Origin of the sequence: Enterobacter vonholyi (genome assembly GCF_008364555.1) — a bacterium.
GTDB lineage: Bacteria > Pseudomonadota > Gammaproteobacteria > Enterobacterales > Enterobacteriaceae > Enterobacter > Enterobacter vonholyi.
Genome location: NZ_VTUC01000008.1, coordinates 24,495 through 40,952, shown reverse-complemented (window position 1 = coordinate 40,952; position 16,458 = coordinate 24,495). Strand labels below are relative to the sequence as shown.

The 16,458-nt window shown below is 56.7% G+C and carries 15 protein-coding genes; 5 read left to right on the top strand and 10 right to left on the bottom strand.

The annotated features are described in order from the left end of the window. The first annotated feature begins 5 nt into the window (after window positions 1-5). The gene (zntA, locus tag F0319_RS13865) at window positions 6-2,177 is read left to right on the top strand and encodes a Zn(II)/Cd(II)/Pb(II) translocating P-type ATPase ZntA (protein ID WP_149367208.1); all 2,172 of its coding nucleotides are present in this window, start codon (window positions 6-8) and stop codon (window positions 2,175-2,177) included. Window positions 2,178-2,230: 53 nt separating this feature from the next. Here the strand turns inward: zntA and ubiA are convergent, their stop codons facing one another. From ubiA to malK, 5 genes are all read right to left on the bottom strand, one after another. Next, window positions 2,231-3,100 carry a 4-hydroxybenzoate octaprenyltransferase gene (gene ubiA / locus F0319_RS13860; protein ID WP_111965826.1) on the bottom strand — a complete coding sequence of 290 codons (870 nt, stop codon included), beginning with the start codon at window positions 3,098-3,100 and terminating at the stop codon, window positions 2,231-2,233. A gap of 12 nt (window positions 3,101-3,112) precedes the next feature. After that, window positions 3,113-3,610, bottom strand: coding sequence for a chorismate lyase (ubiC, locus tag F0319_RS13855; protein WP_021242729.1), 498 nt, complete (start codon window positions 3,608-3,610; stop codon window positions 3,113-3,115). A gap of 180 nt (window positions 3,611-3,790) precedes the next feature. Beyond that, on the bottom strand, window positions 3,791-4,750 hold the full coding sequence (gene malM / locus F0319_RS13850) for a maltose operon protein MalM (protein ID WP_133295391.1): 960 nt from the start codon (window positions 4,748-4,750) through the stop codon (window positions 3,791-3,793). A gap of 111 nt (window positions 4,751-4,861) precedes the next feature. After that, window positions 4,862-6,187 (bottom strand): maltoporin, encoded by a 1,326-nt coding sequence (locus F0319_RS13845; RefSeq protein ID WP_047173657.1) that lies wholly within the window; start codon window positions 6,185-6,187, stop codon window positions 4,862-4,864. Window positions 6,188-6,258: 71 nt separating this feature from the next. After that, complete coding sequence (gene malK, locus F0319_RS13840; RefSeq protein ID WP_023310005.1) at window positions 6,259-7,368, bottom strand: maltose/maltodextrin ABC transporter ATP-binding protein MalK; 1,110 nt, start codon at window positions 7,366-7,368, stop codon at window positions 6,259-6,261. A gap of 370 nt (window positions 7,369-7,738) precedes the next feature. Between malK and malE the strand changes: the two genes are divergently transcribed. The 3 genes from malE (at window position 7,739) to malG (ending at window position 11,504) form a co-directional block, all read left to right on the top strand. Beyond that, window positions 7,739-8,929, top strand: a complete 1,191-nt coding sequence (gene malE / locus F0319_RS13835) for a maltose/maltodextrin ABC transporter substrate-binding protein MalE (RefSeq protein ID WP_045909150.1) — start codon at window positions 7,739-7,741, stop codon at window positions 8,927-8,929. A 125-nt stretch (window positions 8,930-9,054) separates the two neighbouring features. Next, a complete protein-coding gene (gene malF, locus F0319_RS13830; protein ID WP_149367207.1) occupies window positions 9,055-10,599 on the top strand; it encodes a maltose ABC transporter permease MalF in 1,545 nt (514 codons plus the stop codon). A gap of 14 nt (window positions 10,600-10,613) precedes the next feature. Then, on the top strand, window positions 10,614-11,504 hold the full coding sequence (malG, locus tag F0319_RS13825; RefSeq protein WP_023310002.1) for a maltose ABC transporter permease MalG: 891 nt from the start codon (window positions 10,614-10,616) through the stop codon (window positions 11,502-11,504). A gap of 97 nt (window positions 11,505-11,601) precedes the next feature. Here the strand turns inward: malG and psiE are convergent, their stop codons facing one another. After that, window positions 11,602-12,012: a phosphate-starvation-inducible protein PsiE gene (psiE, locus tag F0319_RS13820; RefSeq protein ID WP_000202963.1), complete on the bottom strand. Its 411-nt coding sequence runs from the start codon at window positions 12,010-12,012 to the stop codon at window positions 11,602-11,604. Window positions 12,013-12,108: 96 nt separating this feature from the next. Between psiE and F0319_RS13815 the strand changes: the two genes are divergently transcribed. Then, a complete protein-coding gene (locus F0319_RS13815; RefSeq protein ID WP_149367206.1) occupies window positions 12,109-12,561 on the top strand; it encodes an acyltransferase in 453 nt (150 codons plus the stop codon). A 76-nt stretch (window positions 12,562-12,637) separates the two neighbouring features. On the opposite strand, the gene F0319_RS13810 is transcribed toward F0319_RS13815, so the two are convergent. From F0319_RS13810 to yjbE, 4 genes are all read right to left on the bottom strand, one after another. After that, window positions 12,638-14,734: a YjbH domain-containing protein gene (locus F0319_RS13810; protein WP_149367205.1), complete on the bottom strand. Its 2,097-nt coding sequence runs from the start codon at window positions 14,732-14,734 to the stop codon at window positions 12,638-12,640. Further along, entirely contained in the window at window positions 14,734-15,471 is a 738-nt protein-coding gene (locus F0319_RS13805) for a capsule biosynthesis GfcC family protein (protein WP_149367204.1), read from the bottom strand. Before F0319_RS13805 ends, F0319_RS13810 begins: the two co-directional genes overlap by 1 nt. After that, the gene (locus tag F0319_RS13800) at window positions 15,468-16,106 is read right to left on the bottom strand and encodes a YjbF family lipoprotein (protein WP_115876948.1); all 639 of its coding nucleotides are present in this window, start codon (window positions 16,104-16,106) and stop codon (window positions 15,468-15,470) included. Before F0319_RS13800 ends, F0319_RS13805 begins: the two co-directional genes overlap by 4 nt. Window positions 16,107-16,169: 63 nt before the next feature. Then, window positions 16,170-16,412, bottom strand: a complete 243-nt coding sequence (gene yjbE / locus F0319_RS13795) for an exopolysaccharide production protein YjbE (protein WP_008503423.1) — start codon at window positions 16,410-16,412, stop codon at window positions 16,170-16,172. Between the last annotated feature and the right edge of the window lie 46 nt (window positions 16,413-16,458).

Below are 16,458 nucleotides of genomic sequence, written 5' to 3'. Positions count from 1 at the left end.
CTGCCATGTCGACTCCAGAAATACCTAAAAAAGTTCCTCAATTCTCGGCACTTAAGCTCAGCCCGGTTCCGTCGAAAGACGACTGCTGCTGCGAAGGCGCGTGCGAAACGCAAACTCAACCCCTTCCTGAAAGCGGCAACCGCTACAGCTGGGTCGTCAACGGCATGGACTGCGCCGCCTGCGCGCGCAAAGTGGAAAACGCCGTCAAACAGGTGCCGGGCGTGAGTCACGTTCAGGTGCTGTTCGCCACCGAAAAGCTGCTGGTTAGCGCCGATAAAGACGTCAGCAAGCAGGTTGAAGCCGCCGTCAGCAAGGCGGGTTATACCCTGCGCAGCGAAACGGCGCCCGTTGAAAAAGTCTCCTCCCTGAAAGAAAACCTGCCGCTCATTACCCTCATCATCATGATGTCCCTGAGCTGGGGTCTGGAGCAGATTAACCACCCGTTCGGCAATCTGGCGTTTATCGCCACCACCCTGGTCGGTCTGTTCCCGATTGCCCGTCAGGCGCTGCGCCTGATGAAAAGCGGCAGTTGGTTTGCCATCGAAACGCTGATGAGCGTGGCGGCCATCGGCGCGCTGTTCATTGGCGCGACGGCAGAAGCGGCGATGGTGCTGCTGCTGTTCTTAATCGGCGAACGTCTTGAGGGCTGGGCGGCGAGCCGGGCGCGTAAAGGGGTCAGCGCGCTGATGGCGCTGAAGCCGGAAACCGCCATTCGCGTGGTAAACGGTACGCGTGAAACGGTCGCCATCACTACGCTGCGTCCGGGTGACGTGATAGAAGTCGCGGCAGGCGGACGCCTGCCTGCAGACGGCGCGCTGCTTACCGCCACCGCAAGCTTTGATGAAAGCGCCCTGACCGGGGAATCCATTCCAGTAGAGCGTGCCGCGGGTGAAAAAGTGCCTGCAGGCGCCACCAGCGTCGACCGTCTGGTACAGCTCACCGTGCTTTCCGAGCCGGGTGACAGCGCCATCGACCGTATCCTGAAGCTGATTGAAGAGGCTGAGGAGCGCCGCGCGCCGGTCGAACGCTTTATCGATCGCTTCAGCCGGATCTACACGCCCGCCATTATGCTGGTTGCCCTGCTGGTCACCGTCGTCCCACCGCTGTTCTTTGGCGCGCCGTGGGAGGGCTGGATTTATAAAGGGCTGACGCTGCTTCTGATCGGCTGCCCATGCGCGCTGGTGATTTCCACCCCGGCGGCGATTACGTCCGGTCTGGCGGCTGCGGCACGTCGCGGGGCGCTGATTAAGGGCGGCGCGGCGCTGGAGCAGCTCAGCCAGGTCCAGCATATCGCCTTTGATAAAACCGGTACGCTGACCGTGGGCAAGCCGCAGGTGACCGGCGTGTATCCGCAGGATATCAGTGAGGATGAACTGCTGACCCTGGCCGCCGCCGTTGAACAGGGCTCCACCCATCCGCTGGCGCAGGCGATTGTGCGTGAAGCGCAGTCGCGCGGACTAAACATACCTCCGGCAACCGCCCAGCGGGCGCTGGTAGGGTCAGGTATTGAGGCCACCGTTGACGGTAAAAAGGTGCTGATTGTCGCGGCGGGTAAGTCTTCTACTCCAGAGGTGGAGACGTTAGAACAGACCGGACAGACTGTCGTGACCGTCATGCAGGACGGCACCGCAAAAGGGATGCTGGCGCTACGCGACACCCTGCGCGATGACGCAAAAGAGGCCGTGGCGGCGCTGCGTCAGCTGGGCGTGAAGGGCGTGATTCTCACCGGTGATAACCCTCGCGCGGCGGCAGCGATTGCCGGTGAGCTGGGGCTGGCGTTTAAAGCCGGATTGCTGCCTGCGGATAAGGTCAGCGCGGTGACGGAACTGAACGCTCAGGCTCCGCTGGCGATGGTCGGTGACGGGATTAACGATGCCCCGGCGATGAAAGCGTCCACCATTGGTATTGCGATGGGTAGCGGTACTGACGTGGCGCTGGAGACCGCCGACGCGGCGCTGACCCACAACCGCCTGACCGGACTGGCCCAGATGATCGATCTTGCGCGCGCAACGCGAGCCAATATCCGTCAGAACATCGGCATCGCGCTCGGGCTGAAGGGGATTTTTCTGGTGACGACCCTGCTCGGCATGACCGGACTGTGGCTGGCGGTGCTGGCGGATACCGGGGCAACGGTGCTGGTGACGGCGAACGCGCTCCGGCTGCTGCGCCGCCGGTAAAAAAACGCCCGGTGGCGCTAACGCTTACCGGGCCTAGCCGCCACCCGACTTTTTTATAAGAAATAGCTCATCGCCAGGCCTAAAAACAGCACCAGACCGACGTAGTTATTGTTCATAAACGCCTTGAAGCAGGCATCACGTTCACGCTTAGCGATCAGCTTCTGCTGATAAGCAAACAGCAGCCCCGCCACCAGCACGGACCAGTAAAACTCCCAGTTCAGCCCGTTCAGGCGGCCAATCGCCACCATCAGCGCCAATACCGCGACCTGCAGGATACCGATAATCAGCTTGTCGTGACGACCAAAGAGGATGGCGGTGGATTTGATGCCGATTTTCAGGTCATCGTCGCGGTCTACCATTGCATATTGCGTGTCGTAAGCCACCGCCCAGAGAATGTTCGCCAGGAACATCAGCCAGCAGCTGAGCGGTAAGGACTCACTAACCGCCGCAAACGCCATCGGAATCGACCAGCCAAACGCCGCGCCCAACACCACCTGAGGCAGGTGGGTATAGCGCTTCATAAACGGATAAACCCAGGCCAGGGCCAGCGCCGCAACGGAAAGCAAAATGGTCATGGTGTTCAGGGTTAACACCAGCAGGAAAGAGAGCAGAACCAGAACAATAAACAGCACGCGGGCTTCTTTCCCGGTGACCTGCCCGCTGGGTAACGGACGACCGGCAGTACGCTTAACATGACCGTCGAATTTACGATCGGCATAGTCATTCACCACGCAGCCCGCCGCGCGCATCAGCCAGACGCCGGCAACGAACACGCCCAGGATCCACAGCGGCGGCACGCCCGGCGTGGCAAGCCACAGCGCCCAGAGGGTCGGCCACAGCAGCAGCAACGCGCCAATGGGTTTATCGGTACGCATTAAGCGGTGATACGCCAACAGCTTATTCTGCGTCAGGCTCCACTCCATTTTTTCTTCCTCTTAGTACAACGGTGATGCCGGTAAAAAAAGCTCCGTCAGTATTAACGGTTTACCGCTCAGGCGAAGGCGGGAACGACGCCCCCACAGTTCAGCATCACGACCAATCTCAATAAAATCCCGGGTAAGCTCAGACGAGGTGAAAAGGTAACGCCCCAGAGGCGTTTTCCCCAGACGTTGCAGCGCCAGCTCTGGCCCGGAAAGGGTGGACTCGGGCACTACCGTCCGTCCGGCAAGCCACGGCTCGCCATCGGCACAGAGCAAAATTTCGCGCAGCCAGTAACGTGGCTCGTGCGGCAGCAGCGGCAGCTCGTTGGCGATCTCATCGCCAGAGACAAACCCTTCCTGAATCAGGGTCACCGTGACCGTTTTACCCTGCTGCTCAAAACGTTTCGTCATGGAATCTTCCAGCAGCAACCAGTCCAGCTGCTGCGGATCAAGCGCAGGTATTTGGTCGAAATAGCGCAGCGCACGCAGTTGCGTTAGCGCAGGGTGTGACATGCCAGACTCTCCGATACATAACGTAATGGCATTGTATCGCAGAAACACGGATTGAGGGGGGCCAAACGTTATTTAACGATCACGATCGCAACATGGGCGCAACAGCCTGGCCGATACGAAAAAAAGTGCGCCCACTCAGGCGCACCAAACTACTAACAAATCAGCACTGTGGGGAAACGGTTACCCCTTGCCTTTTACACTGCTGATAAAGGTGGAACGGGCAGTGGTTGAACCTAAACGTTCGGCTTCATCAAGCAGCTTCAGCGCTTTATCGACATCGCCGCGCTTCACCGCCTGCTTAATGGCGTTGTTGAAGTACTCTTCGGTGTCGTTCAGTACCGGCTCGGCTTTCTTCGCCGGTGCAGGCGCTGCAGTCGCTACCGGTGCGGCTGCCGTGGCAGCGGGTGCGGTATAGGCAGGTGCAGGTGCCGCAGTGTTGCCAACGGTGACAGCAGCAGGGCCAGAGGATCCGAATAACGGACCGACCAGAATACTGGAGCTGGTGTTTGTTTGAACTTTGAGTTTTAGCGTACCGTTCGTCACGTGGCGTGCGACCGGATCAGGAATATCAGGAATAGCGTTACCCGCCCCCTGAGCATAGGATTTTGCCGGATCAATCATTTTGGTGGTGCGCTGCAGATCTTCGGGCGTAGTAAACGCGAGGATATAAATCTTTTGCTGGCCTAAAGCGGGTGTCAGTTTCAGGATGCCCTCAAGGCGGTCAGCCGACATGACGCCGGGTTTCTGATAGGTAAAATAACTGCTTGGGAAAAAAGCTGAAGGCGACATGTTTTGATCAAGCACTAACACGTTTGGTGCAAATACAGAGGGTGTTTTGTCGGCTTCACTGACAAGCGTTAACGTTAACTCACCCACATTTGCAGGGACACTCCATGCAGCAACCGGTCCTGAAATTCCCGGTACATTCAGGGTCTGTCCTGTATTCCCCAACTCGATGGTCTGGGTTTGTGCCACATTCACGGGCACCCAGTTCAGACTTTGCAGTGTGGCAGAGGGGATCGCAGGCGCAGCAGTCGTGTTCTGCGGAACGATATTGACATCAGCCAAGCTCACTGCTGGTAATGCAGCAAACATGCCCGCCGTCAGACAGAGTGCTAAGAGACTTTTTTTCATCGTTATGACCTCATTATTCGAAAGCATGGTAGCCAGGCAATAGCGCATACTTTCCGAGAAATGCGTTATGAGTTAGAGGGGCCTAAGCCCCTCTTTTAAATACATTAACGTCTAAAATTACCACCAGATTTCCATCTGAGCACCGAAGGTCCACTCGTCGCTGTCACCACGGCTGGTCGTACCGAACGGAGTTACAGTGCTGTTGCTTGCAGCAGTGGAAGAGAAGTTACCCTCAGAGTCGGTCTTCACGTAACCCCATTTCTCATCCCACTTGGCGTAGGTAGCAAACACGCGAATCGCTGGACGGGACCAGATGCTGTCACCCGCCTGCCACTGTTGTGCCAGAGTGATTTTGTATTGGTCGTTACGATCGCCGGTTTGCTGAGATTTGACGTTGTCATATCCCACTTCCAGCAAGGTGCTCATGATAGGCGTCCATTTATACATTGGACGTACGCCCACGGTGTACCAGGTGGTACCTTGATTGTTGTCACGATCGATATCCTGATACATACCGACGTACATCAGGTCCCATTTATCCGCCAGCGTGATCGCACCGTGGTCGAGGATACGGATCAGGCTGCCGTCATTATCAACAGCACCCCCACGCGCCTGACCTTTACCCTGAGAAATCATGGAGTCGGTGGCGTACTGCACCACAAACTTGTTGAAGCCTTTCATCATGCTCTGGGTGTGTTCTGCAGTGAACATCCAGCCATCTTTCGATGCACCAGGCTGCAGGTAGTAATCGTCAGGAATGTTGGTATGGCCGTAGTCAACACCCAGTTCCAGAGTACCGCCCGGGTTAATTTCCATACCGGCTAAACGCGCATCAAACACGTCGTTTGGCACTTTGTTGTTATAGGTACGCAGACCGGTATTCGGATCGCGATCGCCAAAAGCCGAGGAGCCGCCGGATTCAGAAGAACGAGTTGCTGCGAGAGAGAGTTTACCTATACCGACATCAACGTTTTCCAGACCTGCACCAGGACCAGAAATATCCCAGTAGTAGAAGTCGATCATGTGAACGTCATGACGTTGATAGAAACGCTTACCTGCCCAAATATTTGCCCCTGGCAGTGAATCAATCAGGTTTTTACCTACGACGTTAAACTCACGCACTGCTGGCGTGTTACTGTCTTCCCAGTCGTTAAGCTGAGCAGTTTTATAGGCGATGTTGGAATCGAAATAGAAGCTCTTGTCCGCTTCTTTCCACACTTCCTGGCCTAATTTAACTTCCGCATAGGTTTCACACTCGTTACCAAGACGATATTTAGAATCCGCACCGGTGGTCTGGAAACATTGTTGTTCACCACCACTCCCGGTCCAGCCGATGCCAGAACGAGCATAACCTTTAAAATCTACAGCACCCGCCTGGGCAGACAGGATGCCTGCCGCAATGGCGATTGCCAGAGGGACTTGTTTGCGCAGAGTAATCATCATTCTATCTCCTGAGATCATTGCTTTTCTTTGAACACTTCACCTGTCGGTTTCGTGTCTTCTTTTGGGATTGCTTAAACGCCTGGCTCTTTATGCAACCGACGACATGCAGTGCCATCCTCACGGAACAGATGGCAACGCTCTGGCGGCAAGCCGATAGCGAATGTGGCACCCTCTTCTACCAACACCACGTCGTTCTGGCGGTAGACCAGGTTCTGACGGATGGCGGGGATCTGGATATGAATCTGTGTTTCGTGACCAAGCTGTTCGACGACCTGAACGTCACCTTCCAGGGTCACATCAGCGATGTGGCTCGGCAGCAGATGCTCAGGACGAATACCGAGGGACATGTTTGCCCCGACCTGTACGTTGGCGCTGTCGACCGGCAGCCAGACCTGCTGGCGGTTTGGCAGCTCCACCTGTACCTGTTCAATGGCTGTCGCGGTCACTTTGACGGGCAGGAAGTTCATCTTTGGCGAGCCAATGAAGCCCGCAACAAAGCGGTCTGCCGGGTAGTGATACAGCTCCAGCGGTTTACCCACCTGCGCCACGCGACCGGCATCCAGCACCACGATTTTGTCGGCGAGGGTCATCGCTTCGACCTGATCGTGGGTGACGTAAATCATCGTGCGGCCAAGACGCTTGTGCAGACGGGAGATTTCGATACGCATCTGGACGCGCAGGGCGGCATCCAGGTTGGAAAGCGGTTCGTCGAGCAGGAAGACGCGCGGCTCGGCGACCAGGGTACGGCCAATCGCCACGCGCTGACGCTGACCGCCGGAAAGCGCTTTCGGCTTACGCTCCAACAGGTGCGCCAGCTGTAATACTTCAGCTACCTGCGTCACGCGCTGGTTAATGACCTCTTTCTTCGCGCCGGCCAGCTTCAGGCCAAAGGACATGTTCTCGGCAACGGAAAGATGGGGATAGAGTGCATAAGACTGGAACACCATGCCTACGCCACGTTCGGCAGGCGGGATGTCATTCATTCGGGTATCACCAATCAGCAGGTCGCCGCTGGTGATGGTTTCAAGACCGGCAATCATACGCAGCAGAGTAGATTTACCACAGCCTGATGGGCCAACAAACACCACGAATTCGCCTTCGTTGATGTCCAGATTGATGTCTTTCGACACCACAACGTCACCCCAGGCTTTCGTTACATTACGCAGCTGTACGCTCGCCATGCCCTTCTCCCTTCGTTACAACCTGTCACCGACAGAAACATTCAAGATAAGTTCACTATGGGGTATCCATTACTTTCCCGAATCCTCCACCCCCCGCCTTTTTTATGGGGGAGGAGGCGGGAGGATGAGAGAGCAGGCTCTGCGACCGCCGTGGGAGGGCTGAGGCAAAATTCGTGAAGCCGCCTGCAAAATTCGGTGGGTTTTTATGTGCGCCAGCACTCATAACTTAAATTTATGCAACGGAGATCACACAAACGGGGGGTGGGGCGTAGGGGTTGGGAGGATGGAAAGAGGATGTCAAATAAGGAGACTGAGACACGTTGAACCACTGAAGTCATACCATGAGACATCACCAAAAAGGATGGCAGCTATGAATATCAAGACTGGCGCACGCGTTTTCGCATTGTCCGCCCTCGCAGCAATGATGATTTCCGCACCGGCGCTCGCCAAAATTGAAGAAGGCAAACTGGTTATCTGGATTAACGGCGACAAAGGCTATAACGGCCTGGCCGAAGTGGGCAAAAAATTCGAGAAAGACACCGGCATCAAAGTTACCGTAGAACACCCGGACAAACTGGAAGAGAAATTCCCGCAGGTTGCGGCAACCGGCGACGGCCCGGACATCATCTTCTGGGCGCATGACCGTTTCGGTGGTTACGCGCAGTCTGGCCTGCTGGCTGAAGTCACCCCGGACAAAGCTTTCCAGGACAAACTGTTCCCGTTCACCTGGGACGCTGTTCGCTATAACGGCAAGCTGATCGCTTATCCTGTCGCGGTTGAAGCCCTGTCTCTGATTTATAACAAAGACCTGGTACCTAACCCGCCGAAAACCTGGGAAGAGATCCCGAAACTGGATAAAGAGCTGAAGGCGAAAGGTAAATCCGCCCTGATGTTCAACCTGCAAGAGCCGTACTTCACCTGGCCGCTGATTGCTGCCGACGGCGGTTACGCGTTCAAGTTTGAAAACGGTAAGTATGACGTGAAAGACGTGGGCGTCGACAGCGCGGGCGCGAAAGCGGGCCTGACCTTCCTGGTTGACCTTATCAAGAACAAACACATGAACGCTGATACCGATTACTCCATCGCGGAAGCGGCGTTCAACAAAGGCGAAACCGCGATGACCATCAACGGTCCGTGGGCCTGGACCAACATCGACAAGAGCAAAATCAACTACGGCGTGACGCTGCTGCCAACCTTCAAAGGCAAGCCGTCTAAACCGTTCGTTGGCGTGCTGAGCGCGGGTATCAACGCTGCCAGCCCGAACAAAGAGCTGGCGAAAGAGTTCCTGGAAAACTACCTGCTGACCGATCAGGGTCTGGATGAAGTGAACAAGGACAAACCGCTGGGCGCCGTTGCGCTGAAATCCTTCCAGGATCAGCTGGCGAAAGACCCACGTATCGCGGCTACCATGGATAACGCCCAGAAAGGCGAAATCATGCCGAACATCCCACAGATGGCTGCGTTCTGGTACGCCACCCGTACCGCGGTCATCAACGCTGCAAGCGGTCGCCAGACCGTTGATGCCGCGCTGAAAGATGCTCAGGGTCGTATTACTAAGTAATGACGTAGTCCCCTCTCCCTTTGGGAGAGGGTTAGGGTGAGGGTTGTCGCTATTCGCACGCCCTCACCCCGGCCCTCTCCCCCAGGAGAGGGAGAAAAGATCAAACGTTGTAGAGGAAAAACCCCATGGATGTCATTAAAAAGAAACGCTGGTGGCAAAGCGACGCGCTGAAGTGGTCAGCGATAGGTCTGCTGTGTCTGCTGGTGGGTTACCTTGTTGTTTTAATGTACGTACAAGGGGAATATCTGTTCGCCATCATGACGCTGATTTTAAGCTCTGCTGGCCTGTATATTTTCGCCAACCGTAAAGCCTATGCCTGGCGCTATGTCTACCCGGGCGTGGCCGGGATGGGGCTGTTTGTCCTGTTCCCGCTGATTTGTACCATCGCCATTGCGTTTACCAACTACAGCAGCACCAACCAGCTTGCGCAGGAACGCGCCCAGCAGGTCCTGCTGGATCGCTCATATCAGGCAGGCAAGACCTTTAACTTCGGCCTCTATCCTGCTGGGAACGAGTGGAAGTTAGCGCTTACTGACGAAGCAAGCGGCAAATACTACGTTTCCGACGCGTTCAAATTTGGCGGCGAGCAGAAGCTGGCCTTAAAAGAGGCCCAAGCCCTGCCGGAAGGTGAACGTGCCAACCTGCGCGTCATTACCCAGAACCGCCAGGCGCTGACCCAGCTCACCGCCGTGCTGCCAGATGAAAGCAAGGTGACCATGAGCTCGCTGCGCCAGTTCTCCGGCACGCAGCCGCTGTATACCCTGGCGGACGACGGCACGCTGACCAACAACCAGAGCGGCGTGAAGTACCGTCCGAATAACGACATTGGTTTCTATCAGTCCATTACTGCCGACGGCAAATGGGGTGATGACAAGCTCAGCCCGGGCTACACAGTCACCATCGGCTGGGACAACTTTACCCGCGTGTTTACCGACGAAGGCATTCAGAAACCCTTCTTCGCCATCTTTGTCTGGACGGTGGTCTTCTCGGCGCTGACGGTGATACTGACCGTTGCCGTGGGCATGGTTCTGGCCTGTCTGGTCCAGTGGGAATCCCTGAAGGGCAAAGCAATCTACCGCGTGCTGCTGATTCTGCCGTATGCCGTGCCGTCGTTTATCTCGATTCTGATTTTCAAAGGGCTGTTTAACCAGAGCTTCGGTGAAATCAACATGATGCTGAGCGCCCTGTTCGGCATCAAACCGGCCTGGTTCAGCGACCCAACCACCGCCCGCTCGATGATCATCATCGTGAATACCTGGCTGGGCTATCCGTACATGATGATCCTGTGCATGGGGCTGCTGAAGGCCATCCCGGATGACCTGTACGAAGCTTCGGCGATGGACGGTGCGGGTCCGTTCCAGAACTTCTTTAAGATTACGCTGCCGCTGCTCATCAAGCCGCTCACCCCGCTGATGATTGCCAGCTTCGCCTTTAACTTTAACAACTTCGTGCTGATTCAGCTGTTGACCAACGGCGGCCCGGACCGCCTCGGCACTACGACGCCGGCAGGCTATACCGACCTGCTCGTGAGCTACACCTACCGTATCGCCTTCGAAGGCGGCGGCGGCCAGGACTTCGGTCTGGCGGCAGCGATTGCCACCCTGATCTTCCTGCTGGTAGGCGCCCTGGCGATTGTGAACCTGAAAGCCACACGTATGAAATTCGACTAAGGAGGGCATCGATCATGGCAATGGTACAACCCAAATCTCAGAAACTGCGCCTCCTGGCGACGCACTTAGGCCTGCTGATTTTCATCGCGGCGATCATGTTCCCGCTGCTGATGGTTATCGCCATCTCCCTGCGTTCGGGTAACTTCGCGACAGGAAGCCTGATCCCGGACGAAATCTCCTGGGAGCACTGGAAGCTCGCGCTGGGCTTTAGCGTGGAACACGCGGATGGCCGCGTCACGCCGCCGCCGTTCCCGGTGCTGCTGTGGCTGTGGAACTCGGTGAAAATCGCAGGCATTACCGCCATTGGTATCGTGGCGCTGTCCACCACCTGCGCCTACGCCTTTGCCCGTATGCGTTTCCCGGGCAAAGCGACGCTGCTGAAAGGGATGCTGATTTTCCAGATGTTCCCGGCGGTGCTGTCGCTGGTGGCGCTGTATGCCCTGTTTGACCGCCTGGGCCAGTACGTCCCGTTTATCGGCCTGAACACCCACGGCGGCGTGATCTTCGCCTACCTTGGCGGTATCGCACTGCATGTGTGGACCATTAAAGGCTATTTCGAAACCATCGACGGCTCGCTGGAGGAAGCGGCCGCGCTGGATGGGGCTACCCCGTGGCAGGCGTTCCGCCTGGTGCTGCTGCCACTGTCGGTGCCGATTCTGGCGGTGGTGTTTATCCTGTCGTTTATCGCTGCGATCACTGAAGTACCGGTTGCCTCACTGTTACTGCGTGATGTGAACAGCTACACCCTGGCCGTGGGTATGCAGCAATACCTCAACCCGCAAAACTACCTGTGGGGCGACTTTGCCGCGGCGGCCGTACTTTCCGCCATCCCGATTACCGTGGTGTTCCTGCTGGCGCAGCGCTGGCTGGTGAACGGCCTGACGGCGGGCGGTGTGAAAGGTTAAGTTTCATTTTGTTATGCCACTGCAACCCTCAACTTTAGACGTATTGTATTGACCCAACTTGTGACTGTTGTTAGGCGCTCTTCGGAGCGCCATTTTTTTATTCCCGTTTCAGCCGCTTCGAATTGCACAGCCAGAGGGTGATCACCAGCAGCAGGATCGCCGCCGAGTAGATCAGCACGTCGAGCGGGGATTTATGATCGACGATGATCAGCCGCACAATGGCGGTGATCCCAATGTAGACAAAATAACGTAGCGGGAAGTGAAAGCCGGACTGAAAATACTTCACAATCAGGGCGATAAATTCAAAGTAGAGAAAGTAGACCACCAGGCCTTCCACCAGCGCATATTTGCTGGTTTGTTCAGGGGCAAACAGCACATCCGCCAGATGCACCGTCTCTTTGCCGAGAAAGACGACCAGTATCAGGCCAAGGCTCAACAGACCGAGGTTCAGCACGGTCTGGAGGATAGTTGAGATAAACTCAACGCGCGGGCGAGTCAGGGATGTCATACAGCACCTCATTCTCCAGGGCGAGGTTTCTGTATAACGCAAAAATGTGACGGGGATCTATATTTTTTAATTATGTTTTATGTACGGAGGTAACCGATGGATCGTAAACCAACCGGGGTTCGCAACGTGACCTGCGGCGACAATGTGACCGTATATGAACCTACTAATCTTTACGACTGCGTGCTGGGCAACGGCGTATTCGTCGGCCCGTTTGTTGAAATCCAGGGCAATACGTACATAGGCGACGACAGCAAGATTCAGTCGCACACCTTCATTTGCGAGTACGTCACCGTCGGCGAACGCTGTTTTATTGGCCATGGGGTGATGTTTGCCAACGATATGTTCCGCGAAGGCAAACCCAATGCTGACCGGAACAGCTGGGGACGCATTACCGTGGGGAATGACGTATCAATAGGCAGCGGTGCCACCATCCTGGCGGTCTCCATCTGCGACGGGGCGGTGATTGGAGCAGGAAGCGTGGTAACAAAATCGATCGTCGAGAAAGGTGTCTATGCCGGTAACCCTGCGAGGCTGCTGCGCCGCTTGTGACTTCCCGGTGGCGCTGCGCTTACCGGGCCTACGAAATCGTAGGCCGGGAAAACGCAGCGCCGCGCGGCGTGAAGCATCAGCGGAAGTTAATGTTCTTATCGCTGGTCATGTCGTACAGCTGGAACTTACGTCCAAGCTGCTGGCCGCCGTCGCGCGTCAGCGGCGTCCAGCCAACCGCTGCACGGCTGCGGGTTGGGCCTGACGAGAATAGATCCAGCGGAATCGACACATAGACTCCCTTGGTGAAGTCCCCTTCCCCGTATTCGTCCGGCGAGACGTTGGTAATGGTGGCGTAGCCGCCCACCACGACGCCGCTATCGAAGTGTTTGGAGATGTCCAGCGTACCGCCCTTATCGCCCGCCAGGTACTGGCCTACGCTGGCTTTCACCAGCACGTCAGGCGCGAACGACGGCGTCCAGTAGGCGGTCAGGTGTCCGGTTTTGACGCTGTAGTCGGTGAACTTCATCATGTCCTGCGCGCTGCGCCAGTCACGCTGTTTAACATAGTTAGCATCAATCCCGAACGCCCAGTTGCTGTCGACAGGACGATAAAGCACTTCCGCCCCCGCGCCGCCGTACATGGTTTCCAGATATCCACCGTACACCTGGCCGTAGAAGCCGTTGCCGAAGTACTGGAAGTAGTTGGCCTGCAGGTTGTTCACGTAAGCATCGTTCTGCACGTACTCACGCACGCGGGTACGCACGCGCGGCAGCGACGAGTCTTTTGGCGGGTTGGTGTAGTTGAACTTGTCGTAGTTGTTGGCGATGTTGCCGAACAGGCTGCCGGTGGTCAGCAGATGGTCGGTCAGCCACAGATCCGCCGTCGCCATGACGCCCAGCTGATACATGTAGAAGTTTTCCGGCCCACCGACGGACTGGTTCAGCACCGGATCGATATGGAAATCGAAGCGCGACTTGTCGATATACCAGCCCTGCTCTGTGGTTTCTGGCACGATCGGCTCAACGCGTTTTTGCACCAGCTCGGTTTCATGTCCGAGCGGCTCGCCTTCCAGGTGGCGCTTAAGGCTGGCAACATCCGTTTCCGTCGTCACCTGCGGCAGGTTGAGACGATTCTCCGTCACGCGGATCGTGCGGATCCCCTCTGGCAGATCGTTCATGATGATCCGGTTGGCGCGCTCGATCCCTTCCCGCGAGTCGCGGTATTTCACCTGCTCGCCGGTGACGTAAAGCGTATCGCCTTTCACCTGAATTTTCGGATCCGCCAGGCCGGCATTGTATTTCAGCAGCGTAAGCTGGTTTGCCACCACGGAGTGCTGCAGAATCGCATCCTGCGGTTCCGGCTGGTATGCAGGCCGCGCGTTATCATTGTAGTGTGGCCGCATGTCGTTAAAGTTAGTGCGCAGCGTGAAGCCGAACATCACCGTATTGCCGCGCTCGTAGCTGAGGTTAACGTCGGCCCAGTCGGTGACGCGATAAATTGCGCCGACGTTAAACTTGCTCTTCTGCTCAATCTTCCCGGCGAAGTCCTGCGAGTAATCATTCCCCTCGTACTCCAGCTTCAGGCGTAACGGCTGCCATGGGGTTTGATACTCCACACCGCCAAACAGCGATGCCGGACCGTGGAACATCTGGTCCCCGTTGATGGAGCCCGCTTTCTTATAGCTGTTATCGCGGTAGCAGTATTTATCGCTGTAGGAGCAAAACGGGTTTTTCACGTTTCCGCTGGTGCCGAGATAGCCCCATCCCAGGCCAAGCGAGAAGTCGAACGGCCCCCAGGCCTTGCTGCCCACGATGTATTCCGCATCAAACAGGCCGGTACCGCCGATATCTTTGGCGCCCACGGAGACCTGCGGCATCCAGTAGCTCTCTTCCCACAGGCGCAGCTTGACGTCGAAGGCTTTATCTTTGTAGGTCTGATCGCCTGAGAACGCCTCGACGCTGCTGTATTGTTTCGTCCGCACGTCGGTATAGCGCAGCGTGGTTTCAAGCCACGGAAACAGCTGCACTGACCCCGAGTAGTAGCGATACTGGTCGTTATCACGGTAGTTAAGGCTAATTTCCCCTTCTCGCGCCATACGCGCGGTGGGCGTTTGCAGTAAACCGACGCCGCCGAAGTCTGACTGAGACGGGCCAATGGGTGCCGGATACGTTTCTGCATGGCAGGCGGCACTCACGCAGAGCGCCAGCATGCTGTAGAGATAGGTTCTTTTCATTATTCCGGTATCCGCTGAATCAGGGAGTGAAGGATATCGGCGTTAAGCCCGTCATACGCCTTCGTCCAGAAATGGTCGGCAAAACCGACAAAAATAATGCTGCCCGGCATGGGTTCGATATGACGTTTATTCCAGTAAGCAACGGGGGCTTTTTGCGTGTGGCCGTCGGGGTAAATCACCCAGGCGTAGCTGTTATCCGCGCCGCTCAGCCGACTCTGCTCGTCGAGATAACTCGCCACGTCACGACCGGGGGTAAAGGGCTTGTTACCCGGGCTGCTGATAAGCCCCATCACGGTCACCGTCGTCGGCTTCGCCGGAAGCCAGAGCGTATAGTCCCCTTCCAGGGCCGGGTTGCCGTTTTCCGTGACCCGCACGTCATCCGGGTCAAGATTGACGTTCTGTCGGCCCGTCACCTTCAGCGCCTGCAGCTGCTGGCGAACGCTATTAATCGCCGCCGCGTCGTCGCCGTCTTCCTGCTCCGCTAATCCCGTTAGCCTGGCAAGGAGCGCCTTGTGCTGTTGTTCCGCTTCAGCTGTCTTCTGACGTTCAGCGATGACTGCCCCCGGCCACCAGCTGTTGGCGAGCCTTGGCTGTCCGACGAGATCGAGAAGATGCTCGGCGTGGGTTAAGGTTTTGGGTTTTTCACTGTCCGGCGTGTAGACCTTTACCGTACCCGCGGACCATGCCAGCGGCGCGGCAAAACTGGCGATAAGCGCAGCGTGAATGAGCGTTTTCATGATTTCGCCGCCTTGATCAGGGTGGTTTTGACCGGGAAGAATCCGGCACCAAGATACTGTAATGACTGGCGGATCTGCCCTTCCTCGTCAATCCAGAAGCGGTTGTGCCAGGTGGCCCGATCGGTAGTGACCTCTTCATCCAGCACGCGAACCTGCGTTTCGTCGCTGCCGACCTTCACGCTGTCGGTGCCGTCCCAGCGGAAGGTCGAGCGTGCCGTGGCGTAACGCACCTGCTTGTGTTCAGTCCAGCCCATCGTGCGCGTCCAGCCTGCGCCGTCGACGATCTGGTTCGGCTTGATCAGCGGGTCGTCGGCGAGATTATTCACCTCCAGCAGGTTGTCGCCGCCCAGCAGGGTTTTCACGATACGGCCATGCTGCGTCACGATGGTGGCCTGATCCTGCGTCACCCATTTCTGCTGCCCGTTTTCATCGAAAGCGAGCACCACAAACAGCTGCGGGCCATCGTTAAGCTGCATGTACTGACTGGCATAAGGCATGTTCTGAAGTTCGTCATCGGTCAGATGCACGCCCGGCGTGCCGAACATGCTTTCCCACAGTGAATTTCCCAGCCCTTTAGTGGTGGCCGAGCACGCCTGCAGCAGCAGGCAAATCAGAATGATTGCAGGTCGCTTCACGACTCTTCTCCGAAGGGGCGAAATAACCACACCGAAGTGTGGTTATGATTAAAACACCCGCTATTACTGGGTGCTGGTTGTCGTGGTGGTCGTGGTTCCGGTGTTGGAGCCATCACCGCCACCGGTTGCCGCCAGCGCGACACCCACGGCTGAACTTACGGTGCTGGCGCTGGCTGCGGTAGAACTTCCCGCAGACGCAGACGTCGCAGCCGACCCTGCCGCTTCCCCGACCTGAACCGGAGCTGCATAAACAGATGTCGCCGCAAGCGCAGATATGGCAAAAATGCCATACAGTACTTTCTTCATAACAATTTCCCTTCAATGAATGAATGGAGATTTGCCCGAAAAGAAT

Bases quoted from the DNA above. Each gene is read 5' to 3' on its own strand.
- zntA (WP_149367208.1), top strand. From the start codon at position 6: ATGTCGACTCCAGAAATACCTAAAAAAGTTCCTCAATTCTCGGCACTT.
- ubiA (WP_111965826.1), bottom strand. From the start codon at position 3,100: ATGGAGTGGAGCCTGACGCAGAATAAGCTGTTGGCGTATCACCGCTTA.
- ubiC (WP_021242729.1), bottom strand. From the start codon at position 3,610: ATGTCACACCCTGCGCTAACGCAACTGCGTGCGCTGCGCTATTTCGAC.
- F0319_RS13845 (WP_047173657.1), bottom strand. From the start codon at position 6,187: ATGATGATTACTCTGCGCAAACAAGTCCCTCTGGCAATCGCCATTGCG.
- malK (WP_023310005.1), bottom strand. From the start codon at position 7,368: ATGGCGAGCGTACAGCTGCGTAATGTAACGAAAGCCTGGGGTGACGTT.
- malE (WP_045909150.1), top strand. From the start codon at position 7,739: ATGAATATCAAGACTGGCGCACGCGTTTTCGCATTGTCCGCCCTCGCA.
- malF (WP_149367207.1), top strand. From the start codon at position 9,055: ATGGATGTCATTAAAAAGAAACGCTGGTGGCAAAGCGACGCGCTGAAG.
- malG (WP_023310002.1), top strand. From the start codon at position 10,614: ATGGCAATGGTACAACCCAAATCTCAGAAACTGCGCCTCCTGGCGACG.
- psiE (WP_000202963.1), bottom strand. From the start codon at position 12,012: ATGACATCCCTGACTCGCCCGCGCGTTGAGTTTATCTCAACTATCCTC.
- F0319_RS13815 (WP_149367206.1), top strand. From the start codon at position 12,109: ATGGATCGTAAACCAACCGGGGTTCGCAACGTGACCTGCGGCGACAAT.
- F0319_RS13810 (WP_149367205.1), bottom strand. From the start codon at position 14,734: ATGAAAAGAACCTATCTCTACAGCATGCTGGCGCTCTGCGTGAGTGCC.
- F0319_RS13805 (WP_149367204.1), bottom strand. From the start codon at position 15,471: ATGAAAACGCTCATTCACGCTGCGCTTATCGCCAGTTTTGCCGCGCCG.
- yjbE (WP_008503423.1), bottom strand. From the start codon at position 16,412: ATGAAGAAAGTACTGTATGGCATTTTTGCCATATCTGCGCTTGCGGCG.